Below are 27,000 nucleotides of genomic sequence, written 5' to 3' on the forward strand. Positions count from 1 at the left end.
TCGCGAGCCGCCACACCGGGCGTTTTCCCTCGGGTCGTTTCGACCCGACAACCGTAGCGCGACTACCGTCACCCCTGTGCAACCCTCCCACCCGAACCGGCCCGCCTCTCCACGGGAACGCCTCGCCACCGCGCGGCTCTACCTGTGCACCGACGCCCGCCGCGACCGGGGCGACCTGGCGGACTTCGCCGACGCGGCCCTCGCCGGCGGCGTCGACATCATCCAGCTCCGCGACAAGGGTTCCGCCGGTGAGAAGCAGTTCGGCCCGCTCGAGGCGAAGGCCGAACTCGCCGCCCTCGCCGAACTGAAGGCGGTGGCCCGCCGCCACGGCGCCCTGGTCGCCTGCAACGACCGCGCCGACATCGCCCTCGCCGCCGGCGTCGACGTCCTGCACCTCGGCCAGGGCGACCTCCCGCCCTGGTACGCCCGCCAGATCCTGGGCCCCGACGTGGTCCTGGGCCGCTCGACCCACAACCGCGCCCAAGCCGGTCTGGCCGCCATCGACGAACACATCGACTACTTCTGCACCGGCCCGGTCTACGCCACCCCCACCAAACCCGGCCGCACCCCCGCCGGCCTCGACTTCGTCCGCTCCACCACGGACTCGCACCCCACCCGCCCCTGGTTCGCCATCGGCGGCATCGACGAGCACACCCTCCCCGAAGTCCTCGCCGCCGGTGCCACCCGCATCGTCGTCGTCCGGGCCATCACCGCCGCCGACGACCCCCGAGCCGCCGCCCGCGCGATCAAGCAGCGCATCCTGGAGAACGACCGGTAGCAAGGATCTCGAGTGCCGTCGGGCGGCGCGAACTTCTGTCGTGCCATTGGAACTGACGGCATTTCAAGGATCCGGATATCACCTAGGTTCGGCTGCGATGGTGATCAGTCCCGATCGCCGCATCCTTCGGAGGTCGCCAATGCTCGCAAGTTCTGTGGTACGCAATGGATTCGGCGCGCTACTGCTGACCGCCACCGCGGTCGGCAGCGTCATCACGGCCGCGCCCGCACAGGCGTCGGTCACCCGCATCTGGATCCAGCAGGTCAGCGACGTCCAATCCAACCTCGCTGCGGACGTCGACAGCACCGCCCCCGTGTCCTTCTACGACAACGGCAAACTCATGCCGGGCAGCCCCGCCACCCCGGTCACCATCGACGGCAAGCACTACTGGGCCAGCGTCCCCATCTTCGCGAGCGGCGTCCACAGCGTCACCGTCAAACAGGGCGACACCCAGCTCTCCACCACCTTCCTCTCCACCGGCAGCGGCGAACCGAAACAGATCGGCAGCGGCAGCGCCGGCTGACCCGCCAGGGTCGGTTCACCCATCCGGCCGCTGGGACCGCCGCGTGAATCCTCCTGCCCCGCACGGGAATGGCGGAGCAGGAGGGTGCGGGTAACAGGCCCGCGCAGCTGGCGCCGGAGACGCCGTGGTTGACGTAGACGTTGTTCTCGGGGTTGCTGTATTCCTGGGTCATGATCAGGGCGCCGCCGAGGCTGTTCTTGATACCCGGGGCGACATCGTAATTGGTGCTTCGCAGGGTGAATCCGTTGTCGGATTGGGTGCTGTAGAAGTTGGTGGTCTTGGGGAGGCTGCCGGGGACCTCGAGGCAGGTTTCGCCGTAGATGACGGTGAAACCGGTGGAGAGGACGTACATGGCCTGGTTGGACCAGGCCCCCATGGGGAGGGCGGTGGCTCGGGTGTTGTGGTGGGAGTCCTGGGGGTTGATGATGCCGATGGCGGCGCCGGTGTTGTTGTGGATCCAGACGTAGACCAGGGATGCCTGGGCAGGCTGCAGGTCCGGGATCGCTTGTGCCGGACCGGTTGCCATGGTCGCGGCGGCCGCGGCCAGGGACAGGGCAGCGAGGAACTGCTCGAGGTTCACCAGGCTCTTCGCCGCAGTCGCCATGCTGATCGCGGTCGCGTTCGGAGCCGCGAACGCGCTACCGGCACAGGCAGACGCCACGCCCGTCGTCATGATCACGGTGTGGAACGGGACCGGCGGCCGGTACCACGTCCAGCTCGGGCTGGTCTGGCTCACCTCAACGCTCGAATTCACCCGCGACGGATCCAACCCGCAGGTCGGGGTCCAGGTCGCTCAGAACTCGACCGGTTCCAGCTGCTCCGGGCTGTGAGGTCAGCTCACCGGATCCAGGCGGACCGGGACGCCGTTGAGGTTGGCCATGCCGGCCAGGCGTTCCACGTCGGCGAGATCGGTTGACATCAGGTCGTTCACGTTGGCGCCGCCGGCGGCGTTGGCTCGGCGCCAGCCGCCGGTGTGGCCCCAGCCGTGGGGGATGGCGATGGTGCCGGTGGTCAGGTCCTCGGTCAGGCGGGCCGTCACCTCGATGGAGCCGTGGGGGGAGGTGACGCGGCAGCGGTCGCCGTCGGAGATGCCCGCTACGGCAGCGTCTTTGGGGTTGATGCGGGCGGCGTGTTCGCGGGCGCCTCGCATGAGGGGCTCGACGTTGTGCATCCAGGAGTTGTGGGACTTGAGTTCGCGGAGGCCGATCACCCGCAGGGGGTAGGTGGGGTCGGCGGGGCGGTCGGTGAGGGTGCGGAGTTCGATGATGATCTCGTCGGGGTCCAGGCGGACGCGGCCGCCCTTGTGCCGCACGATGTTTCGCAGGACGCCCGTGGCGATACTGTCGGCGAGAACCACACCATGGGGGTGGCGGCGCAGCATGCGCAGGCTGAGACCGTCGCGGCGGAGACCGAAACGGTCGCCGTAGGGACCGGTCCGCAGGGCGAGATCGGCGAGGAGCGGCGGGGTCGGGCGGGCCGACGCCAACCCGGGGACGCGGCGGCGCAGGGAACTCAGCGCGCGGCCGAGCGGGCGGGCGGGGCCTACCGCGAAGGGCTGCACGCCGATTCGGGTGGCGATGGCGTCGATGATCCGCCATTCCTCGCGGGCCTCACCGTAGGGTTCTACGACGCGCTCGGTGTACTGGGTGTACGGGGTCGGGGAGAGCGCGGTGAACGGGAGCGGGATGTCGTCGCGTTCGAGGAAGGTGGTCGCCGGGAGGATGTAGTCGGCGATGCGGTTGGTGTCGTTGATGTAGAGGTCGATGGAGACGAACAGGTCCAGTTCCGGGAGGGCCGAGGCGAGTTCGCGGCCGTTCGGGACCGAGGAGACCGGATTGCCCGCGGAGGTGAACAGGGCGCGCAGGCGGCCCGGACCCGGGGTGGTGATCTCCTTGGCCATGATGGCGGCGGGGAACGTGCCCAGGACGTCGGGGAATCCGCCGACCCGGGAGTGGTTGCGGCCGTAGCCCGCGAAACCCAGGCGGGCGCTCAGTTCGGAGACCGCCACCAGCTCCTTGCCGAAGACGCTGCCGCCCGGCTCGTCGAGATTGCCGGTGACCAGGGCGAGCGCGTCGACGAGGAAGGCCACCAGGGTGGCGTGGCGGCCCAGGCAGGTGCCGGTGCGGCCGTAGACGGCGGCGGAGTCGGCGCGGGCCAGCTCACGAGCCAGGGCGCGGACGAGGTCGGGGTCCAGGCCGGTGATCCCGGCGGTCGACTCGGGAGTGAAACGGCCGACGGCGGACCGCAATTCGCGGACGCCGCGGGCCTGACGGCGGAGCGCCTGCTCGTCCTGGAGGCCCTCCTCGAAGATCACCTGGAGCAGCGCGGCCAGCAGCCAGGCATCCCCGTCGGGCCGGATGCCGACGTGCTCGAAGAGTTTCGCCGTCTCGGTCTTGCGCGGATCGACCACCACCACCCGGCCGCCGCGCTTGGTGATCGCGGTCAGCTTGTCGCGGACCCGCGGGACGCTCATCGCGCTGCCGTGCGAGACAAGGGGATTCGCGCCCAGCATGAGCAGGAAGTCGGTGCGGTCCAGATCGGGGACCGGCACCGAGGTCGCCGAGCCGTAGAGCAGTTCGCTGGCCACGAAGCGGTTGTTGATGTCCTGCGAGCCCGCCGAATACACGTGCTTCAGCCCGGCGGCCAGCTGGAAACCCACCATCCACAACGTGTGCGAGTAGGAGAAGGTGGACGGATTGCCGAAATACCAGCCGAGACTGTCGATTCCGTGCTCGCCGATCAGCGCGCGCAGCCGCTCGCCGATCTCGTCGAGCGCCGTGTCCCAGGACACCCGCTCGAACTCGCCGGAGGCCGTGCGCCGCAGTGGATACAGCACCCGGTCCGGGTCGTTCTGGATCTCGGTGAACGCGATGCCCTTCGGGCACGCGTTGCCGCGGGAGAGCGGATGGTCCTTGTCGGCGCGCAAGCGCACCAGCCTGCCGTCCTCGACGGTGGCGATCAGGCCGCAGAGCGGCTCACAGATCCGGCAGTACGTGGGAAGCTCGCGCGTGCTCACGCCTCAAGACAACACCTGATCCAGAGTGAGGAACAACACATTTCCGGCCAAATCGGTCTGTTCCAGGCCGGGTTCGACGGTCCCGATCCGGGCGGTGCGGCCGGTCTCGTCGCCGGTGGAACGCAGCCACAGGAAACCCAATTCGGCCAGATCCAGGGTGCGCGGCAACGCGGCCGCCACCGCGCCACTGTCGCTGATCCCGGCCAGGCTGACCCGGGTGGGGGTGGCGCGCAGGGTGGGCCAGGCGGCGGCGAACCCGGGGTGCAGGGGCCGGTCCACGACCTCGTCCTCGGGCACCCACACCAGATCCTGGCTCTCCAGATTGCCGCGGGTGCGCAGCCGGTCGGCGGCGTCGGCGATGACCGTGGTGTAGGTCCACCCGCTGGGCGCGGTCGCGGTCACCCGGGAACCGCGCACCCGGATCGAGCCGGACGCGATGCCCGCCTCCTCCTCGGCCTCGCGGACCGCGGCGTGGACGCTGGTCTCGTGCGAGTCGCGGGCGCCGCCGGGCAGCGCCCAGGTGCCGCCCTGATGGGTCCAGGCGGCCCGGTGATGCAGCAGCACTGCAGAACCACCATCGGCCAGCGGGGCACGCAGCAACAATCCAGCAGCCCCGAAACGACCCCATTGGCGGGTGCCGTCCGCGCTCTCCGCCCACCCGTCGCCGTCACCACGCATCTTCGCAATCCCATCGTCCGACCGCGCCGAGAACTACCGCGGGGATTCCCGCGTCACGGCGGCGGTACGTCCACAATAAGCTCATCCGGCAGGAACAAGTCGGTCGTTCGATTTCGGTCAGTGGGAGGTGAGGATGGCTCGAGCCGAGGAATTGAGGCTGGACGAGCTTTCCCCGCGCGCCGCCGCGGCAGCGTGGCGCGAACGGTTCGCTACCACTGAACTGCGCGCCTTCGCCGAATCGTCGCCCGCGAAGCTGATCGCGATCGGGCTGGTGCTGCTCGCGCTGTGCTTGTCCGCGGGCATCGTCACCGCCACCGCGGTGACCGATCGGCAACACGCGCTCGACGTCCTGCTCGACCAGTCCGAACCCGACGCCTACTCGGCGCAGCGGCTCTACACCTCGCTGTCGGTGGCCGACGCCTCCGCGGGCACCGCCTTCATTTCCGGTGGGCTGGAACCGAAGCCGGTCCGCGACCGCTACAACCAGGCGGTCGGCCAGGCCGCCGCCGAACTGGTGGTGCAGTCCACCGGCGGCGACGCCGACACCGACGCGCAACTGCGCACCGGCATCGCGACCGGGCTGCCGGTCTACACCGGCGTCGTCGAGACCGCGCGGGCCAACAATCGCAGTGGGCAGCCGGTCGGCGCGGCCTATCTGAGCGAGGCCTCCAACCTCATGCAGAAGTCCGTGCTGCCGATGGCGCAGGAACTGCAGGAGCACCGGGCCGCCGCCATCACCGAGACCCAGCGCAATCACGTGCGACCGCCGTGGCCCGCCATCCTGCTGCCGCTGGCGGCGGTGGCGGCGCTGATCGCGGCCCAGCTGTTCCTGTTCCGGCGCTGGCACCGGGTGCTGAACTTCGGACTGCTGCTGGCCACCGCGACCATGGTGGTGCTGCTGTCCTGGACGGTGATCGCGGGCTTCATCTCCGCGGTCGACACCACCCACGCCCGCGACAAGGGCAGCGTGCCGACGGCCGCGCTCACCGAGAGCCGCATCCTCGCCCAGCAGGCCCGCACCGCGGAAACCCTGAAACTGGTGCGCCGCGACACCAGCGCGGACTACGACCGCACCTACGACCAGGCCATCGAGAAACTGCGGAACATCCTGTCCGGCTACCGATCCGACGCGCCGGGCAGTGGTGACGTGAAGACCGCGGCGGCCGCCCTGGACCGCTGGCGGGCCGCTCACCAGCGGATGAACGACGCGCTCTCGAAGGGCGACTTCATCGGCGCGGCCGCGGTGGCCACCGGGCCGGGCGCGGTCGAGGCCACCGCCCAGACCGACGCCCTGGACCGCGCGCTCGGCGACGGCATCGCCGACACCCGGAACCAGTTGCGCGCCGACACATCCCACGCCGCCCGCACCCTGGATCTGCTCGGCCCCGGCGCGCTGGTGCTGAGCACCGCCGCCGCCGTGCTGATCGCCGTCGGGCTCTGGCCGCGACTGCGGGAGTACCGATGACCAGCCGACCGGTCCGTTCCCTGGTCGTGGCGGCCCTGACCGCGGCCGTGGCCTGCACCGCCGCCTGCGGGGACAACAGTCCGCCCCCGCCCGCGCCCTCGACCCGGGTCCCCAGCTACGTCGAACCGCCGCTGCCCTCCGGTGCGGTGGCGGCCCAGCCGCAGGCCACCCCGCCGCCCGAGGTGACCGACTGCGGCGACCCCACCGCCAGCCTGCGCCCCACCGGCGTGCGCAGCGGGCCGACGCTCGACGCCATCCGGGCCCGGGGCCGACTGCTGGTCGGCTTGGATCCGGGCAGCAACCTGTTCAGCTTCCGCGACCCCACCACCGGGGCGCTGGCGGGGTTCGACGTGGAGATCGCCCGGGAACTGGCCCGCGACCTGCTCGGCGATCCGGGCGCCATCGAATACCGGATCCTCGGCTCCGCCGACCGCGAGAAGGCGTTGCAGGAACACTCCGTCGACGTCGTGGTCAAGACGATGACCATCAATTGCGCACGGCGGCAACGGGTCACGTTCTCCACCTCCTATCTGCAGGCGCATCAGCGCGTGCTGGCGGTGCGCAATTCCGGGATCAACGGACTCGCCGATCTGGCCGGGAAGCGGCTGTGCGTGGTCAACGGCACCACCTCCCTGGACCTGGTGCGGCGCACCCAGCCCGCCGTCTCCATCCTCACCGTCCCCAGCTGGGCCGACTGCCTGGTGGTGCTGCAGCAGCGGCAGGTCGACGCGGTCAGCACCGACGACACCGTGCTGGCCGGCCTGGCCCAGCAGGATCCGGCCATCGAGGTCGTCGGGCCCAACCTGAGCACCGAGCAGTACGGCATCGGAATCTCGCAGGGCTCCGATGATCTGGTGCGCTTCGTCAACGGCACGCTGGAACGCATTCGCGCCGACGGCACCTGGAACCGGCTCTACCGCCGCTGGCTCAGCGCCGAACTCGGCGACGCCGCCATCCCGCCGCCCCCGAGGTATCAGGACTGACGATGAGCACTCCGTCTGATCCGCAGCACCCCGACCGCGGCGACGCCGAGGGCGTCCCGACCCATGCCACCAGCGTCGGACCGCACTGGCCCGCCCGCACCGAGGTCACCACCCGGCAGCCCGACGCGACCCAGGCCACCCCGCGCACCGAGATGACCCAGCGCGCACCTCGCATCGAGGACGAACCGGAAGTTCCCCCGGCGGAAGAGGTTCCGGTCTCCGAGGGCGAACCGCGCACCCCCACCCGGCCGTCCCAGCGCACCGCGCGCATGGCTCGCCCGCGCCCGGTGGTGCGGCGGCTCGGCGCGGGCCTGGTGCCGATCCCGACCGTGGAGCCGGTGGATCCGGAGCAGGCGGTGCTCGACGATCCCGTGGTCGCCGAGGGCCGCCGCTTCTGCTGGCGCTGCGGCAAACCGGTCGGCCGCGCCACCCCGACACTGCCGTCCACCACGGCGGGCGACTGCCAAACCTGCGGCGCCCCCTACGATTTCCGGCCCTCCCTCTACCCCGGCGACCGGGTGACGGGCCAGTACGAGATCCAGGGCTGTATCGCGCACGGCGGCCTGGGCTGGATCTACCTCGCCATCGACCGCAATGTCAGCGACCGCTGGGTGGTGCTCAAGGGCCTGTTGCACGCCGGTGACGCCGAAGCCCAGGCGGTCGCGCTGGCCGAACGGCAGTTCCTCGCCGAAGTGGTGCACCCGAGCATCGTGAAGATCCACAACTTCGTGGAGCATCCGGGCCCGGACGGGACGCCGATCGGCTACATCGTGATGGAGTACGTGGGCGGGCATTCGCTGCGGTACCTGCTCGACCACTACGCGCCCGCCCGCATGCCGGTCTCGGTGGCCATCGCCTACCTGCTGGAAATCCTTCCGGCCCTGGACTATCTGCATTCGGTGGGGCTGGCCTACAACGACCTCAAGCCCGACAACATCATGATCACCACCGACCGGGTGGAGCTCATCGACCTGGGCGCGGTCAGCCAGTTCGAGGCGTACGGAAACCTGTACGGCACCAGGGGATTCCAGGCTCCCGAGATCGCGCACACCGGGCCCACCGTGGCCTCCGACATCTACACCGTGGGCCGCGCGCTCGCCGTGCTCACCCTGCACCTGCCGATGGAGCGCGGAGCGTACGTCGACGGCATCCCGGATCCCAAGGACGAACCGATACTGGCCCAGCATCCGTTCCTCTACCGGCTGCTGCTGCGCGCCACCGATCCCGATCCGGACCGCCGCTTCCCGTCCGCGCGAGTGCTGGCCGCCCAGCTCACCGGCGTGCTGCGCGAGATCCTGGCCGCCGAGACCGGCAACGAGCACCCGCAGCTGTCGACGCTGTTCAGCCCGCCGCGCACCAGCTTCGGCACCGGTGAACTCATCGCCCAGACCGACGGCATCATCGACGGCGTCGGCCGCGGCACCCTGCTGCGACCCGGTGACGTGGTGGCCGCGCTGCCGGTGCCCATCATCGATCCGGCCGACCCGTCCGCGCCGCTGCTGGCCGGCGCGGCCCACCCCGAACCCCGGCACTCGCTCGAGGAGCTGCGGCATGCCCGCCAGCGCGGGGCCGCCGAACCCGGCGGCGCGCCCGAGACCCTCGAACTGGAGGTCACCCTCGCCGAGGCCCGCGCGCACCTGGACCTGAACGAGCCCGCGGCGGCGCGCATGCTGCTGGCCCGGCTCACCGACGAACCCGAGCCGCCCGCCTGGGACTGGCGCATCGACTGGTACCTCGGGCTCACCGAACTGCTGGAGCTGGAGTACGAGCGCGCCTTCGCCCGTTTCGACGCGGTGCTCGAGGCGCTGCCGGGCGAGATCGCGCCCAAGCTGGCGCTCGCCGCCACCGCGGAACTCATTCTCCAGCACTGGGATTCGCCGGACCCCGAGGAATGGCGCTCCTACGCCGAGAACTACTACGCCACCGTGTGGCGCACCGACCGGGGCGTGGTGAGCGCCGCGTTCGGCCTGGCCCGGCAGCTGGCGGCGGCCGGGAACATCACCGCCGCGGTGCACGCCCTCGACCAGGTGCCGCCCGCCTCCCGGCACTACGCGGAAGCCCGGATGACGGCCATCCTCATGCTGCTGAGCTGCGCTCCGGCCGCGGAACTGGACGAGTCGACCCTCCAGGTGGCGGCGGCGCGCGTGCAGGACCTGCCGCCGGGTGAGGGGCGCGCGGCGCAGCTGCGGATCCTGTCGATGGGCATCGCGCTGGGCTGGGTGCAGGCGGGGAACAAGCCGAAGTCGGCCGGCTCCACGCTGTTCGGGTCGCCGTTCACCGAGCGGGATCTGCGGCGCGGCATCGAGGCGGGGCTACGTGGGCTGGCCCGGTCCGCGCCCGAACGCAATCACCGGTACGCGCTGGTGGACCTGGCCAACGCGGTGCGCGCCAAATCCTGGTTCTGACAGCCGGTCTCGGGGAATCCGGAGGAGCCCCGTGCCGCCCGCGGCGGTCTCGAGGGCAGCCTGAGACCATGTGACCGGCGAGGGATTGACGGCCACCACCGCGGTCGTGCGTGGTGCGACACGGGTTCCGGTGGACCGGCGGGAACCGGTCCGGGCACCACTGTGCCGACCGCATCATGATGTTTTCGTGAGGAAGCCTCAGCCGACCAGCTGCGCGGCCGCGCGGGCGATGGCGAGCTCCTCGTTGGTCGGCACCACCAGCACCGAGATCTCCGAGTCGCCGGCCGAAATACGGCGTGCGGTCCGGTCTTTCGCGGTGTTCCGGTCGGCGTCGATCCGGATGCCATAGCGCTCCAGACCCGCCAGCGCCTCCGCGCGCACCCGCGCGTCGTTCTCGCCGACCCCGGCGGTGAACGTGATCGCGTCCACCCGGCCCAGCTCGATCAGGTACGCGCCGATGTAGCGCCGCAACCGGTGGATGTAGACATCGAACCCGAGTTTCGCGGCGGGATGGCCGGTTTCGATCAGACGGCCCAGCTCGCGGAAGTCATTGACCCCGGACAGGCCCTTGATCCCGGAATACCGGTTGAGCAGGGCGTCCACATCGTCGACATCCATGCCCGCGGTACGGATCAGGTGGAAGATGATGCCCGGATCCAGATCCCCGGACCGGGTGCCCATGACCAGGCCCTCCAATGGCGTCAAGCCCATGCTGGTGTCCACCGCCTGCCCCGCGCGAATGGCGGAGGCGGACGCGCCGTTGCCCAGGTGCAGCACGATCTGGTTCAGCTCGGCGCGATCCCTGCCGAGGAACTCCGCCGCCTGCCCGGACACGTAGTCGTGCGAGGTGCCGTGGAACCCGTACTTGCGGACCCCGTGCGCCGCGGCGGTTTCCGCGTCGATGGCGTAGGTCTTGGCGGCGGCGGGCAGATTGTGGAAGAAGGCGGTGTCGAACACCGCGACCTGCGGCACCCGCGGCAGCAGCGCCCGCGCGGACTCGATGCCGATCACATTCGGCGGATTGTGCAGCGGCGCCAGGGCGGACAGGTCGGTGATGGCCTGCACGACGTCGTCGGTGATGAGCGTCGGCTCATAGAACACCTCGCCGCCGTGCACCACCCGGTGCCCGACCGCGCCCAGATCGGCGTGCGCCAGATCCTGGCCGCTCGCGATGAACAGGTCGAACACCACCCGCAGGCCCTGCGCGTGATCGGCGATCGAGCCCTGGTACTCGAAAGTCTTCTCGCCCGTGTGGTGTTCGACGGTCACCGCGTCCGACTCGACCGCCTCGCCGATGCGCTGCACCATGCCGTGCGCGCACACGTCGGCCGTGGCGGGCTCCAGCAGCTGGTACTTGATCGACGAGGAACCCGAATTGATCACCAGGACCTTCATTTACGCCTCCTGCTGCGCCTGAATCGCGGTGATCGCGACCGTGTTCACGATGTCGGCGACCAGCGCGCCCCGCGACAGATCATTGACCGGCTTGTTCAAACCCTGCAACACCGGGCCGATCGCCACCGCGCCCGCGCTGCGCTGCACGGCCTTGTAGGTGTTGTTGCCGGTATTGAGGTCCGGGAAGATGAAGACCGTCGCCTGCCCGGCCACCGCGGAATTCGGCAGCTTGGTCTTTGCCACCGCGGGCTCGATCGCCGCGTCGTACTGGATCGGGCCCTCCACCAGCAGCTCCGGGGCTCGATCGTGCACGAACTTGGTGGCGTCGCGCACCTTGTCGACATCCGCGCCGGTGCCCGACTCGCCCGTCGAATAGGAGAGCATGGCCACGCGCGGGTCGATGCCGAACTGGGCGGCGGTCCGCGCCGACGAGATGGCGATATCGGCCAGCTGATCCGAGGTCGGGTCCGGCACCACCGCGCAGTCGCCGTACACCAGCACCCGGTCCGCCAGGCACATCAGGAACACGCTCGACACCGTGGACACGCCCGGCTCGGTCTTGATGATCTCGAAGGACGGGCGGATGGTGTGCGCGGTGGTGTGCGCCGCGCCCGACACCATGCCGTCGGCGACCCCCATGTGCACCATCATGGTGCCGAAATACGAGATGTCGCCGATGTATTCGCGAGCCCGTTCCACCGTCATGCCCTTGTGGGCGCGCAGGCGGGCGTACTCCTCGGCGAATTCGTCACGCAGCGGACAGGTCTGGGGATCGAGCACCTCGGCGGCGTCGATGTCCACGCCCAGTTCGGCGGCGCGGCCGCGCACCGCGGCCTCGTCGCCGAGAATGGTGAGGTCGGCGATCTTGCGCTGCAGCACCCGGCCCGCGGCGCGCAGGATGCGGTCGTCGTCGCCCTCGGGCAGCACGATGCGCTTGCGGTCGGCGCGGGCCCGTTCGATGAGCTGGTACTCGAACATCTGCGGGGTCACGATGTTCGGAATGGGAATCTCGATCTGCCGCAACAGCTCCCGCGGATCGACCCGCTCCTCCATCAACGCCAGCGCGGTGTCCACCTTGCGCATACTGGACAGCGAGACCCGGCCGCGGGTCAACGCGGTGGCCTTGGCGGCATCGAAGGTGCGCAGGTCGGTGGACAGGATCGGCAACCGCGGCTTGAGGCCCGCCATCAACCGGGCCACCGCCGGATCGGGCAGCATGCCGCCGTTCATGATGATGCCCGCCAGCGACGGAAAACCCTCCGCCTCATGGGCGTTCACCAGGGCGAGCAGCACGTCGGAGCGGTCGCCGGGCGAGATGACCACGACGCCGTCGGTGAGACGTTCCAGAATGTGCTCGGCGGTCATGCCGCCGACCATCACATCGAGGGCCTCACGGTGCATGAGTTCCGGGTCGCCGCTGTAGATCTCGCCGTCGATCGCCTCGCGCAGCTCCTCCATGGTGGGGGCCTGCAGCAGCGGCACCTCCGGCAGCGTCCAGGACGGCACCGCGCACGCCTTGGCCAGAGCCTGGGCGTCGGCCTCCAGCTGGTCGGGCTCGCAGCGGTTGGCGACCACCGCCACCAGCTTGGCGTGCTCGGCCACCAGTTCGCTGCGGCACAGCTCCACCAGCTGGCCCAATTCGTCGGGGGTGCGGCCGATTCCGCGCACCACCAGCAGCACCGGCGCACCCAGATTGACCGCGATGCGGGCGTTGAACCGCAGTTCGCTGGGGCTGGCCACATCGGTGTAGTCCGAACCCAGGATGAGCACGGCGTCGCAGTGTTTGGCGACATCGTGATAGCGCATGACGATCTCGCTGATCGCCGCGTCCGGGTCCGCGTGCACCTGCTCGTAGGTGACGCCGATCGCCTGGTCGTAGTCGACGTCGGCGGTCGAATACTCGAGCAGCAGCTCGAGGATGTAGTCCCGGGCGGTGGCGGACCGGGTGATCGGCCGGAACACGCCCACCCGCGGGGTAGTGGCCGCCAAGGCCTGGAGTACGCCGAGCGCGACCGTCGACTTTCCGGTGTCGCCCTCGGGGGACGCGATGTACACACTGGAGACCGGTGTGGCAGCCATGGCCGAAAGCCTACCGACCGTTATGCGCCCTTTTCCGCAGGGACGGGCATGCGGGTTCGATGCCCGTCCCCGATGGAGATCACCCTCACATCCAGTTACGTCTCGCCCACCCAGTGTTCGGGGCGCGTCTCGTTCTGGACTGAGTGGAGCGGAGGAGCGAAGCGGAGGAGCGGAGGGAGGGAAGATCGAGACCTCCAGCGCCCCGAACCCGCCTGTAGCGAAGCGGAAGGCAATTAGACACCGAGCGCGCGGAGTCGGGGAGCGAGGTCGCGCTCGAACAGGTCGAGGAAGCGGCGCTGGTCGTGGCCCGGGGCGTGGAAGACCAGGTGGTTCAGGCCCGCGTCGAGGTAGGGCTTGATCTGCTCGACGGCCTGATCCGGGTCGCTGGCCACGATCCAGCGCTTGGCGATCTGCTCGATCGGCAGCGCGTCGGCGGCGGCCTCCATCTCCATCGGGTCGGTGATGGAGTGCTTCTGCTCCGCGGTCAGGGACAGCGGGGCCCAGAAGCGCGTGTTCTCCAGCGCCAGAGCGGGATCGGTGTCGTAGGAGATCTTGATCTCGATCATGCGGTCGATGTCGTCGACCGAACGGCCCGCCTTGGCCGCGCCCTCCGCGACGGCCGGCATCAGCTTCTCGGTGTAGAGGTCCATGCCCTTGCCCGAGGTGCAGATGAAACCGTCACCCGCGCGCCCCGCGTACCGGGCCACCAGCGGGCCGCCCGCCGCGATGTACACCGGGATGCCGCCCTTGGGCACGTCGTAGATGGAGGCGCCGACGGTCTTGTAGTACTGGCCGTCGAAGTCCACACGCTCGCCGGTCCACAGCGCGCGCATCAGCTCCACCGACTCGCGCAGCCGGGCGAACCGCTCCTTGAACTCCGGCCACTCGCCCTGGAAACCGGTCGCGATCTCGTTGAGCGCCTCACCCGAGCCGACACCCAGCATGATGCGATCCGGGTACAGGCAGCCCAGCGTGGCGAACGCCTGCGCGATCACCGCCGGGTTGTAGCGGAAGGTCGGGGTCAGCACCGAGGTGCCGAGCTGAATCCGATTGGTGCGCTCCCCCACCGCGGCCAGGAAGGCCAGCGAGAACGGGGCGTGCCCGCCATTGTGCCGCCACGGCTGGAAATGGTCGGAGACCGTGGCGCTGTCGAGGCCGTGCTCCTCCGCCGCCACCGCGAGCTCCACCAGCTCACGCGGGCCGAACTGTTCGGCGGACGCCTTGTAACCGAGCTTGAGGTCCTTCACCTGGGCACTCCTGTCGCCATGCTGCGCTCGCGCCGGTCGGCGCGAACGGCCTCCTTCGCACACTAGTCAGCACCGGAAGACGGTGCGGCAGCGGTCACACCGCAGGAATATATGAGCTTTCGATCCGCGGATAGCGGAGAATATGCGCGTGACCAACGCGAGCCGAGAACCGATCCTTTCCTACCTGACCGATATGGACGGCGTCGTGGTCCACGAGAACCACCTGGTGCCCGGAGCCGACGAGTTCCTCGCCGAACTGCGCGACAACCAGATCCCGTTCCTGGTGCTCACCAACAACAGCATCTACACCGCGCGCGACCTGCAGGCCCGGCTCCAGCACACCGGCCTCGACATCCCCGTCGAATCCATCTGGACCTCCGCCCTGGCCACCGCCACCTTCCTGAAGGACCAGCGGCCCGACGGCACCGCCTACGTGGTCGGCGAATCGGGGCTCACCACCGCGCTGCACGAAATCGGTTACGTCCTCACCGATTCCAACCCCGACTACGTGGTGCTCGGCGAAACCCGCACCTATTCGTTCGAGGCCATCACCACCGCCATCCGCCTGATCGCGGCGGGAGCCCGCTTCATCGCCACCAACCCCGACGCCACCGGGCCCTCGCGCGAGGGCATCCTCCCGGCCACCGGCTCGGTCGCGGCCCTGATCACCCAGGCCACCGGTAAGAAGCCGTACTACGTAGGCAAGCCCAACCCGCTGATGATGCGCTCAGCGCTGCGCCGGCTGGGCGCGCACTCGCAGTCCACCGTCATGATCGGGGATCGCATGGACACCGACGTCATCTCCGGTCTGGAGGCGGGCATGCGGACCATCCTGGTCACCACCGGCATCTCCACGCCCGCCATGGTCGAGCAGTTCCCGTACCGCCCGACCGCCATCCTGCCATCGGTCGCCTCGCTGGTCGGCAAGACCAAGGACCCGTTCGCGCTGTAGTCAGGCGGCGCCCGTCGCGTCGTCCTCGAGTGCGTCGAGGGCGGCCGACAGGGTCGTCAGCGCGTCCACGACCCGCTCCAGCTCATCCCTGCCCAGTTGCGCGACAAGGCGTTTCGCCATCGCCGCGTGCTGCGGGTCGATCGCGCGGACCGCGTCGTGACCGGACTCGGTGATGGCCACCAGCTTGGCGCGCCGATGCGCCGGATTCGGCTGGTACTCGACGAATCCCTTGCCCTCCAGCACATCCGCGATGCGCTGCACGCTCTGCCGGGTGATGCCCATCTCGCGGGCGATGCCCGCCACCGGCAACGGCCGGTGCAGGATCGCGCCCAGTACCTGCCACCACGCCACCGTGATCCCGGACGGCCTCGCCAATTCCTCGGCGATGCCGAGGAATTGGCCGTTCAGCTTGAACGACGTGACCGCCGCCGTCGCGAACAGTTCCTGCCCGGTGCGCGTCACCGCGCGGCCGCCCGCTGCTGCTCGTACTCGTAGAGCGTGTAGAAGCCCGCGGGATCGTTGTTTCCGTACAGCTTGTACCAGGCCTCCAGCACGTGCGGCTCGAAAATGTCCAGGCGAGCGAGGATCTCGCGCGCGAACTCGACCGGGCTGGTGCCGGACGCCGTGATCACGTCGCCACCGGTGACGGCGGGCGTCTGGACGAAGTGCTCACCGCCCGCGTAGCCGCTGTAGGCCAGGTATTCGGCGGCATTGCTGGTGTGCGGCCGATCGTCGAGCAGCCCCTCCTGCGCCAGCGCGAAGGTGCCACCGCAGATCGCCGCCACCGGGATCCCGGCCGTCACGAACTCGCGGGCCTTGCGGGCGAAAGCGGCGGGGGCCTCGGGATGAAGCTCGGTCTCCAGGCCCGGCAGGATCAGCATGGCACTGTCGCCCGGCTTCAGATCGTCGAGGACGACGTCCGGCAGGACGCGCATGCCACCCATCGAGGTGATCGGTTCGGCGCTGACGGCGACCGTCTTGACCTGCCATGTTCCCGGGTCACGGTGCCAGAGTGCGCGATTGATGTGTGCGGTCGCGTGGCCGACCTCCCAGTCCGAGAAGGTGTCGTAGACGGCCATGTGCACTGTTTTCATCATGACAGCATGCTGTCATTTTTGACAGCATGCTGTCAAGATCATTCGGGTTCATGAACGACGAAGGGCCGGAACCCCATGGGTTCCGGCCCTGTCGACTACTCGTCGGCTCAGCTCAACGCGTGATCCAGATCGTTGAGCAGATCCTCCACGTCCTCCAGACCGATGGAGACGCGCAGCACGCCATCGGTAATGCCCACGGCCGCACGGCCTTCCGGCCCCATCGCCCGGTGGGTGGTGGTGGCCGGGTGGGTGATCAGCGTCTTCGCGTCACCGAGGTTGTTGGAGATGTCGATGATCCGCAGCCGGTTCAGCACCTCGAACGCGCGCTTCTTGGCCTCGTTGTCGCCGGCCTTCAGCTCGAAGGTGATCACCGTGCCGCCGCCCGACATCTGGCGCTTGGCCAGCTCGAACTGCGGATGCGAGGACAGGAACGGGTACTTCACCCACGCCACCGCCGGATGCGACTCCAGGAACTGGGCGATCTTCAACGCCGAGTCCACCGACTGGCGCAGGCGCAGCGGCATCGTCTCCAGACCCTTGAGCAGGGTCCAGGCATTGAACGGGCTCAGCGCCGGACCGGTGTGGCGCATCAGGTTCTTCACCGGGCCGTCGATGTACTCCCGCGGACCCAGGATCGCGCCGCCGAGCACCCGGCCCTGGCCGTCGATGTGCTTGGTGCCCGAGTAGACGGTGATGTCCGCGCCGAGATCGAAGCCGCGCTGCAGCAGCGGGGTGGCGAAGACGTTGTCCAGCACCACCTTCGCGCCCGCCGCGTGCGCCAGATCCGAGACCGCGCGCACATCGGTGAGGGTCTGCATCGGGTTCGAGGGGGTCTCGAAGAAGACGGCCTGGGTGGGGACGGACAGCGCCTGCTCCCACTGGTTCAGGTCCTCGCCGTCGACGAACACCGTCTCCACGCCCCAGCGCGGCAGGATCTCGTTGGCCACCACGAAGCAGGAGCCGAACAGGCTGCGCGCCGCGACCAGCCGGTCACCGGCGGACAGCAGCGCGCCCAGCGCGGTGAACACCGCCGACATGCCCGACGCGGTCGCGAAACAGGCTTCCGCGCCGTCGATCAGGCGCAGCCGCTCCTCGAACATCGCGACCGTCGGGTTGCCGTAGCGCGAGTACACGAAGTGCTCGATATCGCCGGTGAAGGAGGCCTCGGCCGCCTCGGCGCTCTCGTAGACGAAACCCGAATTGAGGAACAGCGCCTCGGAGGTCTCGTCGAAGCCGGAACGCCGGGTGCCGCCGCGGACCGCCTGGGTGGCGGGGCCGACGCCCTCGGGGAGCGGTTTCTCGAAAGAGCCGCCGGTGATCATGACTGCCTCCACGGAAGTCCGTCGGCGCGCCAGCCGGTGCTGCCGCGGTGGCCTTGGCCGTCGAGCGCACCCTCGAAGCCGTCGACCACATTGAACGAGGGGGTGATGCCGAGTGTGGTGGCGGCGGTGGCCGCGCCGATCGAACGCTGGCCGGAGCGACAGATGAAGATGACGGGCGCGTCCGAGTCCGGGGTCCGGTGGGCCAGCGACTGCTTCAGCAGGTCGGTGAACCGGGCATTGGGGGTACCGGTGACGTCGACCCACTCGATCAGCGCGGTCGGACGGCCGATGCCGCCGGTGTCGGGCACGCCGACGAACCGCCACTCGGCCTCGGTACGCACGTCCACCAGGACCGCATCGGGGTTGTCGCGCAACAACTCCCACGCCTGCTTGGGCGTGATGTCACCTGCGTAGCTCACTTGTACCTCCTGAGAATCCGCACTTGCCGCACCGCTGTCCGATGCGAGGCCAGGTCGTCACCCGGAGCACCCCACCGCGGAGGAGGGTTGCCGACCAGCCAGCCGGGGCTTGGCGCTGGTACTCATGACCTGGGATTGAGATTGCCGAAGAACCGTCCCCACTGTCAAACCCCAGTGAGGTATTCGGCCGTTGTCACGAATTACAGACCAACCAGCGGGAATTCTCCTTGGCGAAGTGCCACGTCGACGTCGTCGGCGCCCCGGCGACGGTGAACGTGACCTGCGCGGTGGCCTGGTCGCCCGTGACGGACGCGTCGGTCAGCTTGTCGAAGGCGATCGAGCCGCCGGTCGCGGTGGCCGCCTTCAGCGGCGAGGCGTTCTCGTCGAATCCCTTGCAGGACAGCACCGGGTCGTACTTCCCGGAGTCGTTGCGGGCCATCACGAACTTGGTCGCCGCCAGCGAGAGCCGATCGGAATCTGTGACATTCTTCTCAACCGGCGACACGACCGACGCGATCACGATTCCCAGGATCACCACCGCGATGATTCCCGCCGCCACCAGGAACGGCCACATGCTGCGGGTCTCGTTCTGGTCGATCCGGATCGGGGTCTCCTCGGCGTCGCTCATGGGTAGATCATGCCTGGTCCCCTTGTGCGGGCCGCCGCGTGCCATCGATAGAATCAGCAGAATTTCCCGCCCCAGCGCGGGAATAGCAAGACTACGCAGCAACGCTGCAGCGTCGGGGGCCAACGGAGGCCGCCGAGGCCAGAGCGTCAACTTAGCCTAAGCTAAGAGCGACGGCTGAGTTTTGACGGCAAGTTAGTTTCGACCCAAAGGGTGCGCGGAAGAATGACCGAACAGAGTGCAGCGACCCGCCCGCTACGCATTGCGATCGTGGGCGCAGGACCGGCCGGCATCTACGCCGCCGACGCGTTGATGAAGTCCGACGCGGACGTGAGCATCGATCTCTACGAGCGCATGCCCGCGCCCTTCGGCCTGATCCGCTACGGCGTGGCGCCGGACCACCCGCGCATCAAGGGCATCATCACCGCGCTGCACAAGGTGCTCGACAAGCCGCAGGTCCGCCTGCTGGGCAATATCGACTACGGCGTCGACATCACCCTCGAGGACCTGCAGCAGTTCTACGACGCGGTCATCTTCTCCACCGGCGCCAACGCCGACCGCGCGCTGGGCGTCCCGGGCATCGACCTGGACGGCTCCTACGGCGCCGCGGACTTCGTGTCCTGGTACGACGGCCACCCCGACGTCGCCCGCACCTGGCCGCTGGAGGCGGAGAAGGTCGCCGTCCTCGGCGTCGGCAACGTCGCCCTCGACGTGGCGCGCGTGCTCGCCAAGACCGGCGACGAGCTGCTGCCGACCGAGATCCCGCCGAACGTCTACGAGGGCCTCCAGGCCAACAAGGCGCTCGAGGTGCACGTGTTCGGCCGCCGCGGTCCCGCGCAGGCCAAGTTCACCCCGCTCGAGCTGCGCGAGCTCGACCACTCGCCGACCATCGAGGTCATCGTCGACCCCGAGGACATCGACTACGACGAGGGCTCCGAGGCCGCGCGCCGGCACTCCAAGCAGGTCGACATGATCTGCAACACCCTCGAGCAGTGGGCCATCCGCGACGTCGGCGACCGCCCGCACAAGCTGTTCCTGCACTTCTTCGAGAACCCCTCGGAGATCCTGGGCGAGGACGGCAAGGTCGTGGGCCTGCGCACCGAGCGCACCCAGCTCGACGGCACCGGAAACTGCAAGGGCACCGGCGAATTCAAGGACTGGGACATCCAGGCCGTGTACCGCGCGGTGGGCTACCTGTCGCAGAACATCCCGGCCCTGCCCTTCGACGACCAGGCCGGCACCGTGCCCAACGAGGCCGGTCGCGTGATCGTCGACGAGAACGCCGACGGCGCGGCTCGCTACATGCCCGCTACCTACGTCACCGGCTGGATCAAGCGCGGCCCGGTCGGCCTCATCGGCCACACCAAGGGCGACGCCAACGAGACCATCGCCTGCCTGCTCGACGACGCCGCCGACTTCGCCCCGGCCGCCAAGCCGGAGCTCGAGGCCGTCACCGAGTTCCTCGAGGGCAAGGGCATCCCGTTCACCACCTGGGCCGGCTGGTACCGCCTGGACGCGCACGAGCGCGCCCTCGGCGAGCCGCAGGGCCGCGAGCGGGTCAAGGTCGTCGAGCGCGACGAGATGCTGGCCGCCTCCGAGCCCGACAAGGCCTCCTGAGCGGTTATCGACCCGACGTCCTGACCAGCGTGAATCCGCCTGCCGGACAAGGTTGTCCACACTTGTCACCGTTCTGAGGCATGCTGATCACGTGTTCGATGCCCATCTCCACATCTTCGATCCGCGGTTCCCGCTGGTCGAGAACGAGGGCTACCTGCCCGACCCGTACACCATCGCCGACTATCGCAAGCGCATGTCCCGCTTCGATATCGACGGTGGCGCGGTGGTCAGCGGGTCCTTCCAGGGCACCGATCAGAGCTATCTGCTGGCCGCCCTCGCCGAACTCGGCGAGGGCTGGGTCGGCGTCACCAATCTGCACGTCGACGCGAGCGACGCCGAGATCCTCGCGCTGAGCAAGGCCGGGGTGCGGGCCATCCGGTTCAACCTCAAGCGGGCGGGCGGCGACATCGTCGGGCTCACCATGCTGGCCCTGCGCGCCTACGAACTGGCCGGGTGGCACGTCGAGCTCTACATCGACGGGTCCATGCTGGGCTCGCTGGAACCGGTCATCACCAAGCTGCCCAAGCTGTCCATCGACCACCTGGGCATGTCCGACGACTGCCTGCCGTACCTGCTCAACCTGGTCGATCGGGGAGCCAAGGTGAAGGCCTCCGGCTTCGGGCGGGTGGCCATGAACGTCGGCTCGGCCCTGCGCAAGATCCACACGGTCAACCCCGAAGCCCTGATGTTCGGCACCGATCTGCCGGGAACCCGGGCCGGGCGGCCCTTCCGCGACGCCGACATCTCCCTGCTCGCCGACTCGGTGGGCTCGGATCTGCACGAGGTCCTGGAAGACAATGCCCGCGCCTTCTACGGCCTGCCCGCCAAGGTCCGCGACTTCGAGGACCCGGCCGCGAACCGCTCGACCGGGGAACCGCCGACGCTGCGGCTGCCGCGCTCGGAACTGCCCGGTCCCCAGCACCCGGCCACGCTCCCGCTGCCCCGCATCGATCGATAGGCCGCGCCCTCCGCGCTTCCGAACCTTCGCGTTATTGTCATAGCGTCAACACCGGCGAGTGAGCCGGTGCGCAGCATTCGACGACGAACCGAGGTAGGGCGTGAGCACTCCATCCACCGCCAAGCAGGGCCCGCTCGCGGGCATCCGGGTTGTTGAACTGGCCGGCATCGGCCCCGGTCCGCACGCGGCACTGCTGCTCGCCGACCTCGGCGCCGACGTGGTCCGGGTCCAGCGGCCCGGCATGCTGCCCGGCTTCATGGAACGCCCGCAGTGGCGCGGCCGCACCATCGTCGAGGCCAACCTCAAGGATCCGGCCGACATCGAGAAGGTGCTCGGCCTCATCGAGAAGGCCGACGTGCTGCTCGAGGGCTTCCGCCCCGGCGTGACCGAGCGCATGGGCCTGGGCCCCGACGCCGCGCTGGAGCGCAACCCGCGCCTGGTCTACGGCCGCATGACCGGCTGGGGCCAGTACGGCCCGATGGCCGACCGCGCGGGCCACGACATCAACTACATCTCCCTCACCGGTGTGCTGAACGCCATCGGCCGCAAGGGCGAGCGGCCGGTCCCGCCGCTGAACATGGTCGGCGACTTCGGCGGCGGTTCCATGTTCCTGGTCTTCGGCATCCTGGCCGCGCTGGTGGAACGCCAGAACTCCGGCAAGGGCCAGGTCATCGACGCCGCCATGATCGACGGCGCGCTCGCGCTGTCGCACATGATCTGGGGCATGAAGGGCGTCGGCCTGTGGTCGGACGAGCGCGGCACCAACCTGCTCGACACCGGCATGGCGTTCTACGACACCTACGAGACCTCCGACGGCAAGTACATGGCCGTCGGCTGTATCGAGCCGCAGTTCTACGCCGAACTGCTGCAGGGCCTGGAGATCTCCCCCGAGGGCCTGCCCAACCAGCTCGACCCCAACGGCCAGGACCAGCTGCGCAAGCTGTTCACCGAGAAGTTCAAGACCAAGACCCGCGACGAGTGGTGGGCGATCTTCGAACACACCGACGCCTGCACCACCCCGGTGCTGACCTTCACCGAGGCCGAGCAGAACCCGCACATCCAGGCCCGCACCGGCCTGGTCGAGATCGACGGCGTCGTGCAGCACGCCCCGGCCCCGCGCTTCTCGCGCACTCCGGCCGCGGTTCCGACGCCGCCGCCGAACGAGGGCACCCCGATCGAGACCGTCTGGGCCGACTGACCTTCCCGTGCACGGCCGAACGCCCCCTGTGGAATTCCACAGGGGGCGTTGACTTTTCCGATGCGGCGGAGCGTGGCTCGGGGATTACGGGGCGACCAGCTGGATGTCCAGCTCGATGGCGATCTTGTCGCTCAGCATGGCGTTCGGCATGCCCGGCGCGACGTCGAAGTCGCTGCGCTTGATGGAGCCGGTGGCGTTGAAGCCCGCGTGCTCCTTGTTGTCCTGCGGGAAGACCTGCACGCCGCCCCACTCGACCGCGAGGGTGACCGGCTTGGTGATGCCGCCGATGGTGGCCTCACCGGTGACCTCGAACTCGTCCGAGAGGGCGATCGGCTCGGGGATGCGGAAGGTCAGGTGCGGGCGGTTGGCGACATCCAGGATGTCGGCGCTGCGGACGTGGCCGTCGCGCATCTCGTTGCCGGTGTCGAAGGAGTCGAAGTAGATGGTGGCCTCGATGGCGGCCTCGCCGGCCTCGTTGACCACGAAGCCGGTCTCGAAGCGGTTGAAGCGGCCGCGGACCTTGGAGATGCCCAGGTGCTTCACGGTGAAGTTGACCGAGGAGTGGGCGGCGTCCAGGGTCCAGGAGCCGGGGGCGAGGGTGGTCTGCTCGGAAGTCGTCATGTCACCTACCGTAAGTGGACTCCGGTCCGTTTATCCACACCGTGGTTATCCGGGGATTGGCAGGGCTGGGATAACGGAACACGGACCAGGCAGTATGGAAGGGTGTCCCGTTCCGAATTCGCCGAGTTCCTGATCGCCCGACGCGCCCAGCTGCAGCCCGAGGACGTCGGCCTGCCCAGCGGCCGCCGCCGGCGCACACCCGGCCTGCGCCGCGAGGAGGTGGCCGCGCTCGCCGGCGTCAGCGCAGACTACCTGGCCCGGCTGGAACAGGGACGCGACACCAACCCCTCCACCGCCGTGCTCGCCGCGCTCGCGGATGCCTTGCGGCTCAACGAAGTCGAGAAGCACCACTTCGGCAAGCTGGCCCTGAGCCTGGAACAGAAGACCACCTGCCCGGCCGCCGGACAGGCCCGCGAACAGGTCTCCGACACCATCCAGGCCGTCATCGACGCGCTGCAGCCCACACCCGCCTTCGTGCTCGGCCGCTGGCTGAACCTGCTGTCCTGGAACCCGTCCTTCCGCGACTTCACCGAACCGCTCGGCATGTTCGACACCGAGGCGCACAACAACTTCGCGATCTACGTCTTCGACCATCCGGCCGCCCGGAAAACCTTCCTCAACTGGACCGACGTCGCCGACATGGCCACCTCGGCGCTGCGTGCCGCCGCCACCCGATTCCCCGACGACCCCTCGGTCGCCGGGACCATCGAGACGCTGAGCCGCAATCCCGAGTTCGAGCGGCGCTGGCGTGAGCACCGGCTCACCGACTTCCGTTCCGTCGTGGTGCGCCTGCAGCACCCGCTGCGCGGCGAGGTGGAGGTCGAAGTGGAGACCCTGGATCCGGCCGCGGACCAGACGGTCATGATCTGGCTGGTCGACCGCCGACACGCCCGAACCCCTGGATTGCGGCTGGTCAACGAATAAAAACCGCAGCTCGCAGGCCCGCGTTCCGACCGCCGGGGCGGGCCCGGCGAACTACAGTTGATCCATGGCTCGGAATTGGCCGATGGTCGAACGGGAGAACGAGCTCGAATCGATCAGGTCGGCGCTCACCGGCGGCGACTTCGTCGGTGTGGTGCTCACGGGTGACGCGGGGGTCGGGAAGACCACGCTGGCGCGGATGGCCACCGCCGCCGCCGGAAATGTCCGCTGGGTGGCCGGCACCGAATCCGCCCGCAGCATTCCGCTCGGAGTCTTCGCGCACATGGTGGGGGTGTACACCGCCCACGACCCGGTGACCTTCATGGCCGCCGCCCGCGAAGCGCTGCTCGCCGACGGGCACACCATCATCGGCGTCGACGACGCCCACCTGCTCGACCAGCTCTCCGCCACCCTGCTGCTGCAGCTGGCCATCGACAGGGCCGCCCACATCGTGGCCACCGTGCGCAGCGGGGTGCAGGTGCCCGACGCCATCACCTCGCTGTGGAAGGACGGGCACCTGCTGCGCATCGACCTCGCCCCCTTCACCCAGCGGCAGAGCGTCGAACTCGTGGAATCCATGCTGGGCGGGCAGCTGGAGGGCTTCACCGCCAACCTGATGTGGGAATCCTCCGGCGGCAACGCGCTTTTCCTGCGCCACCTCGTCGACGGCGCGCTCGAGGCGGGCACGCTGCGGCAGGTCAACGGGGTGTGGCAGCTGCGCGGCCGGGCCGCCGTCACCTCGGAACTGGCTGCGCTGCTGGAGGATCGGGTGGAACAGCTGCCCGAAACGGTGCTGCGGGTGCTGGAACTGCTCACCTTCTGCGAGCCCATCGACCTGGACGTGTTGTCCGAGATCGCGGGTGAGGAAGCCGTCGAATCGGCCGAAACCCGCGGGCTCATCAGGATTGTCGAGAACGGGCACCAGCTGCTGGTGCGCTACAACCATCCGCTGTTCGGCGAGGTGATCCGGCGGCGGCTGGGCATCGCGTCGGCGCGGCGACTGCGCGGACGGCTGTACTCCTCGCTCAAGGACCGGCCCGTCAACTCCGCCTCCGAACGCATCCGGCTCGCCGAATTGGCCTTGGACAGCGACAAATCCGCCGACCTGGAACTGTTCCTGGCCGCGGCCGCCGACGCCATCAGCCTGGCGAACCTGCCACTGGGAGAACGGTTCGCGCGCGCCGCCGTGGAACGACAGGGCGGCGTCGAAGCCGCCGATCTGCTCGCCCGCGCCCTGCTCTGGCAGGGACATCGCATCGAGGCCGAACGCACCCTCGCCGGATTCGACCCCGACCAGCTCACCGAGGTCCAGCTGGCGCGCTGGGGCAGCACCCGGGTCTCGAACCTGCTGTGGGCCATGGGTGACGCCGACCGCGCCGACGCCGTGCTGGATTCGGTGCGCAGCCGGGTCAGCCACCCGAAAATCATTGCGGCGCTGGACGGTCTGGCCTCCGCCTGCGCGGTCAACGAGAACCGGATCGAGGAGGCGATCACCCTCGCCGAATCGGTCATGTCCACCCCCGAGGCGCCGCCGTGGGCGGTGTACTGGGCGGCGTTCGGCGGCGGACTCGCGCTGGCGCTCATGGGGCGCGGCGAGGCGGCCCGGCAGTACGCCGCGCGCGGACACAGCGTCGAACCCCACATCGACGGGCTGAACCGATTCATGTTCACCCACGCCGAGGTGCTGGCGCTCACCTTCACCGGGGAGCTCGACACCGCGCGGACGTGCGCCAGCCGGCCCTACCCCTTCTCCTCCCCCGGCCAGTACCTGGCCTGGGGGCTGGTCAAGATCCTGCAGGGCACCGTGGACGTGGCGCAGGGCAAGTTCCCGCAGGGCATCGACAATCTCGAGCAGGCGCTCGCGGCGCTCACCACCGAGGGCGCGGCGGCCTGGATGTTCCCCGCGCAACTGCGGCTCGCCGAAGCCTATTCGGCGCTCGGGCGGCCCGCCGAGGCCTCGGAAGCCATTGCGGCAGCGGCCTTCCGGGGCGGACGGCACAGCGCCGTGTACGGAGCGCTGCTGGAGCTGGCGCGCGCCATGCAGGCCGGAGCCGAGGGCACCGCGACACCGGCCGTCCGGCTCGCCATCGGGGCCGCGGACCTGGCCGCGCGCTCCCGCCAGCACGCGGTCGAGGCGATGGCGCTGCACACCGCGGCCCGATTCGGCGACCCCTCGGTCGCGGGGCGGCTGGCCGACCTGGCGGCCCGCATCGACGGGCGGCTGGTACAGGTGCAGGCCCGGCACGCGGTCGCGGTCGCCGCGCACGACGGGCCCGGATTGGACACCGCCGCAGCCGAATTCGAATCCATCGGGGCGATGCTGTCGGCCGCCGACGCCGCCGCGCAGGCCGCGTCCGCGCACGAGCGGGCCGGGGATCGCCGCCGCCTGCTGGAATCCGCGGCCACCGCCAACCGGCTGGCCGCCGCCTGCGGCGGAGCCTCCACCCCGGCGCTGCGGCAGTCCGCGCAGCCGTTGCCGCTCACCGCGCGGGAACGGGAGATCGCGAATCTGGTCGCGGCCGGGCTGTCGAACCGGCAGATCGCGGATCGGCTGACCGTCTCGGTGCGGACGGTGGAGGGGCATCTGTACCGGGCGTGCATCAAGCTCGATGTCACCGATCGCGAGGCGCTGGCGGATCTCATGCGGGGCGGGACGTCTTCCAGCAGTACCGCGAACTGACCCGCCATCGGCACCCTTCCG

Annotated in this window: 24 protein-coding genes and 1 riboswitch; of the genes, 12 read left to right on the forward strand and 12 right to left on the reverse strand. The window is 69.5% G+C overall.

Features of this window, described 5'->3' with window-relative positions:
- The first annotated feature begins 76 nt into the window (after nucleotides 1-76).
- A complete protein-coding gene (thiE, locus tag ACQP06_RS33755; RefSeq protein WP_433669046.1) occupies nucleotides 77-778 on the forward strand; it encodes a thiamine phosphate synthase in 702 nt (233 codons plus the stop codon).
- Between the two features lie 139 nt (nucleotides 779-917).
- Entirely contained in the window at nucleotides 918-1,301 is a 384-nt protein-coding gene (locus ACQP06_RS33760; RefSeq protein ID WP_433669048.1) for a hypothetical protein, read from the forward strand.
- Here ACQP06_RS33760 and ACQP06_RS33765 read toward each other — a convergent pair.
- Entirely contained in the window at nucleotides 1,213-1,905 is a 693-nt protein-coding gene (locus ACQP06_RS33765; protein WP_433669050.1) for a hypothetical protein, read from the reverse strand. The genes ACQP06_RS33760 and ACQP06_RS33765 overlap by 89 nt on opposite strands.
- Here ACQP06_RS33765 and ACQP06_RS33770 point away from each other — a divergent pair.
- A complete protein-coding gene (locus tag ACQP06_RS33770; protein WP_433669051.1) occupies nucleotides 1,904-2,131 on the forward strand; it encodes a hypothetical protein in 228 nt (75 codons plus the stop codon). The two genes, ACQP06_RS33765 and ACQP06_RS33770, sit on opposite strands and share 2 nt — an antisense overlap.
- 2 nt (nucleotides 2,132-2,133) lie before the next feature.
- Here the strand turns inward: ACQP06_RS33770 and ACQP06_RS33775 are convergent, their stop codons facing one another.
- Both ACQP06_RS33775 and ACQP06_RS33780 read right to left on the reverse strand, forming a co-directional pair.
- Nucleotides 2,134-4,317 carry a molybdopterin-containing oxidoreductase family protein gene (locus ACQP06_RS33775; RefSeq protein ID WP_433669053.1) on the reverse strand — a complete coding sequence of 728 codons (2,184 nt, stop codon included), beginning with the start codon at nucleotides 4,315-4,317 and terminating at the stop codon, nucleotides 2,134-2,136.
- 3 nt (nucleotides 4,318-4,320) lie between these two features.
- Nucleotides 4,321-4,995 carry an NUDIX domain-containing protein gene (locus ACQP06_RS33780; RefSeq protein WP_433669054.1) on the reverse strand — a complete coding sequence of 225 codons (675 nt, stop codon included), beginning with the start codon at nucleotides 4,993-4,995 and terminating at the stop codon, nucleotides 4,321-4,323.
- 133 nt (nucleotides 4,996-5,128) lie between these two features.
- Between ACQP06_RS33780 and ACQP06_RS33785 the strand changes: the two genes are divergently transcribed.
- Genes ACQP06_RS33785 through ACQP06_RS33795 form a run of 3 tightly spaced genes read left to right on the forward strand, consistent with a single transcriptional unit; the run spans nucleotide 5,129 to nucleotide 9,848 of the window.
- The gene (locus ACQP06_RS33785; protein WP_433669056.1) at nucleotides 5,129-6,460 is read left to right on the forward strand and encodes a hypothetical protein; all 1,332 of its coding nucleotides are present in this window, start codon (nucleotides 5,129-5,131) and stop codon (nucleotides 6,458-6,460) included.
- A complete protein-coding gene (locus ACQP06_RS33790; protein WP_433669058.1) occupies nucleotides 6,457-7,443 on the forward strand; it encodes a transporter substrate-binding domain-containing protein in 987 nt (328 codons plus the stop codon). Before ACQP06_RS33785 ends, ACQP06_RS33790 begins: the two co-directional genes overlap by 4 nt.
- 2 nt (nucleotides 7,444-7,445) lie before the next feature.
- Nucleotides 7,446-9,848, forward strand: coding sequence for a tetratricopeptide repeat protein (locus ACQP06_RS33795; protein WP_433669060.1), 2,403 nt, complete (start codon nucleotides 7,446-7,448; stop codon nucleotides 9,846-9,848).
- A 198-nt stretch (nucleotides 9,849-10,046) separates the two neighbouring features.
- On the opposite strand, the gene ACQP06_RS33800 is transcribed toward ACQP06_RS33795, so the two are convergent.
- The 3 genes from ACQP06_RS33800 to fgd form a co-directional block, all read right to left on the reverse strand.
- Nucleotides 10,047-11,243, reverse strand: a complete 1,197-nt coding sequence (locus ACQP06_RS33800) for an acetate kinase (RefSeq protein ID WP_433669062.1) — start codon at nucleotides 11,241-11,243, stop codon at nucleotides 10,047-10,049.
- Entirely contained in the window at nucleotides 11,244-13,322 is a 2,079-nt protein-coding gene (gene pta / locus ACQP06_RS33805; protein WP_433669064.1) for a phosphate acetyltransferase, read from the reverse strand.
- Between the two features lie 233 nt (nucleotides 13,323-13,555).
- A complete protein-coding gene (gene fgd, locus ACQP06_RS33810) occupies nucleotides 13,556-14,569 on the reverse strand; it encodes a glucose-6-phosphate dehydrogenase (coenzyme-F420) (protein WP_433669066.1) in 1,014 nt (337 codons plus the stop codon).
- Between the two features lie 193 nt (nucleotides 14,570-14,762).
- Between fgd and ACQP06_RS33815 the strand changes: the two genes are divergently transcribed.
- Nucleotides 14,763-15,521 carry an HAD-IIA family hydrolase gene (locus ACQP06_RS33815; protein WP_433673509.1) on the forward strand — a complete coding sequence of 253 codons (759 nt, stop codon included), beginning with the start codon at nucleotides 14,763-14,765 and terminating at the stop codon, nucleotides 15,519-15,521.
- On the opposite strand, the gene ACQP06_RS33820 is transcribed toward ACQP06_RS33815, so the two are convergent.
- The 5 genes from ACQP06_RS33820 to ACQP06_RS33840 form a co-directional block, all read right to left on the reverse strand.
- Nucleotides 15,522-15,983 carry a MarR family winged helix-turn-helix transcriptional regulator gene (locus ACQP06_RS33820; RefSeq protein ID WP_433669067.1) on the reverse strand — a complete coding sequence of 154 codons (462 nt, stop codon included), beginning with the start codon at nucleotides 15,981-15,983 and terminating at the stop codon, nucleotides 15,522-15,524. It abuts the gene before it with no gap.
- Nucleotides 15,980-16,618, reverse strand: coding sequence for a type 1 glutamine amidotransferase family protein (locus ACQP06_RS33825; protein WP_433669069.1), 639 nt, complete (start codon nucleotides 16,616-16,618; stop codon nucleotides 15,980-15,982). Before ACQP06_RS33825 ends, ACQP06_RS33820 begins: the two co-directional genes overlap by 4 nt.
- A gap of 107 nt (nucleotides 16,619-16,725) precedes the next feature.
- The gene (locus tag ACQP06_RS33830; protein WP_433669071.1) at nucleotides 16,726-17,940 is read right to left on the reverse strand and encodes an O-succinylhomoserine sulfhydrylase; all 1,215 of its coding nucleotides are present in this window, start codon (nucleotides 17,938-17,940) and stop codon (nucleotides 16,726-16,728) included.
- On the reverse strand, nucleotides 17,937-18,359 hold the full coding sequence (locus ACQP06_RS33835; protein WP_433669073.1) for a rhodanese-like domain-containing protein: 423 nt from the start codon (nucleotides 18,357-18,359) through the stop codon (nucleotides 17,937-17,939). The genes ACQP06_RS33830 and ACQP06_RS33835 overlap by 4 nt, the downstream gene beginning before the upstream one ends.
- Before the next feature lie 14 nt (nucleotides 18,360-18,373).
- A riboswitch (SAM riboswitch) is annotated at nucleotides 18,374-18,489 on the reverse strand.
- Nucleotides 18,490-18,552: 63 nt separating this feature from the next.
- Nucleotides 18,553-18,987: an Rv0361 family membrane protein gene (locus ACQP06_RS33840; RefSeq protein WP_433669074.1), complete on the reverse strand. Its 435-nt coding sequence runs from the start codon at nucleotides 18,985-18,987 to the stop codon at nucleotides 18,553-18,555.
- Nucleotides 18,988-19,209: 222 nt separating this feature from the next.
- Here ACQP06_RS33840 and ACQP06_RS33845 point away from each other — a divergent pair, with 222 nt between their 5' ends.
- The 3 genes from ACQP06_RS33845 (at nucleotide 19,210) to ACQP06_RS33855 (ending at nucleotide 22,757) form a co-directional block, all read left to right on the forward strand.
- Nucleotides 19,210-20,601, forward strand: a complete 1,392-nt coding sequence (locus ACQP06_RS33845) for an FAD-dependent oxidoreductase (protein WP_433669076.1) — start codon at nucleotides 19,210-19,212, stop codon at nucleotides 20,599-20,601.
- 91 nt (nucleotides 20,602-20,692) lie between these two features.
- A complete protein-coding gene (locus ACQP06_RS33850) occupies nucleotides 20,693-21,559 on the forward strand; it encodes an amidohydrolase family protein (protein ID WP_433669077.1) in 867 nt (288 codons plus the stop codon).
- Between the two features lie 100 nt (nucleotides 21,560-21,659).
- Nucleotides 21,660-22,757, forward strand: a complete 1,098-nt coding sequence (locus ACQP06_RS33855) for a CaiB/BaiF CoA transferase family protein (protein WP_433669079.1) — start codon at nucleotides 21,660-21,662, stop codon at nucleotides 22,755-22,757.
- An 84-nt stretch (nucleotides 22,758-22,841) separates the two neighbouring features.
- On the opposite strand, the gene ACQP06_RS33860 is transcribed toward ACQP06_RS33855, so the two are convergent.
- Nucleotides 22,842-23,378, reverse strand: a complete 537-nt coding sequence (locus ACQP06_RS33860) for a YceI family protein (protein ID WP_433669081.1) — start codon at nucleotides 23,376-23,378, stop codon at nucleotides 22,842-22,844.
- Nucleotides 23,379-23,480: 102 nt separating this feature from the next.
- Here ACQP06_RS33860 and ACQP06_RS33865 point away from each other — a divergent pair, with 102 nt between their 5' ends.
- Nucleotides 23,481-24,302, forward strand: a complete 822-nt coding sequence (locus tag ACQP06_RS33865) for a helix-turn-helix domain-containing protein (protein WP_433669083.1) — start codon at nucleotides 23,481-23,483, stop codon at nucleotides 24,300-24,302.
- A gap of 64 nt (nucleotides 24,303-24,366) precedes the next feature.
- Nucleotides 24,367-26,979 (forward strand): LuxR C-terminal-related transcriptional regulator, encoded by a 2,613-nt coding sequence (locus tag ACQP06_RS33870; RefSeq protein WP_433669085.1) that lies wholly within the window; start codon nucleotides 24,367-24,369, stop codon nucleotides 26,977-26,979.
- Nucleotides 26,980-27,000 lie beyond the last annotated feature (21 nt).

Origin of the sequence: Nocardia sp. CA-136227, from assembly GCF_050955695.1 — a bacterium.
In the GTDB taxonomy this organism is placed as follows: domain Bacteria; phylum Actinomycetota; class Actinomycetes; order Mycobacteriales; family Mycobacteriaceae; genus Nocardia.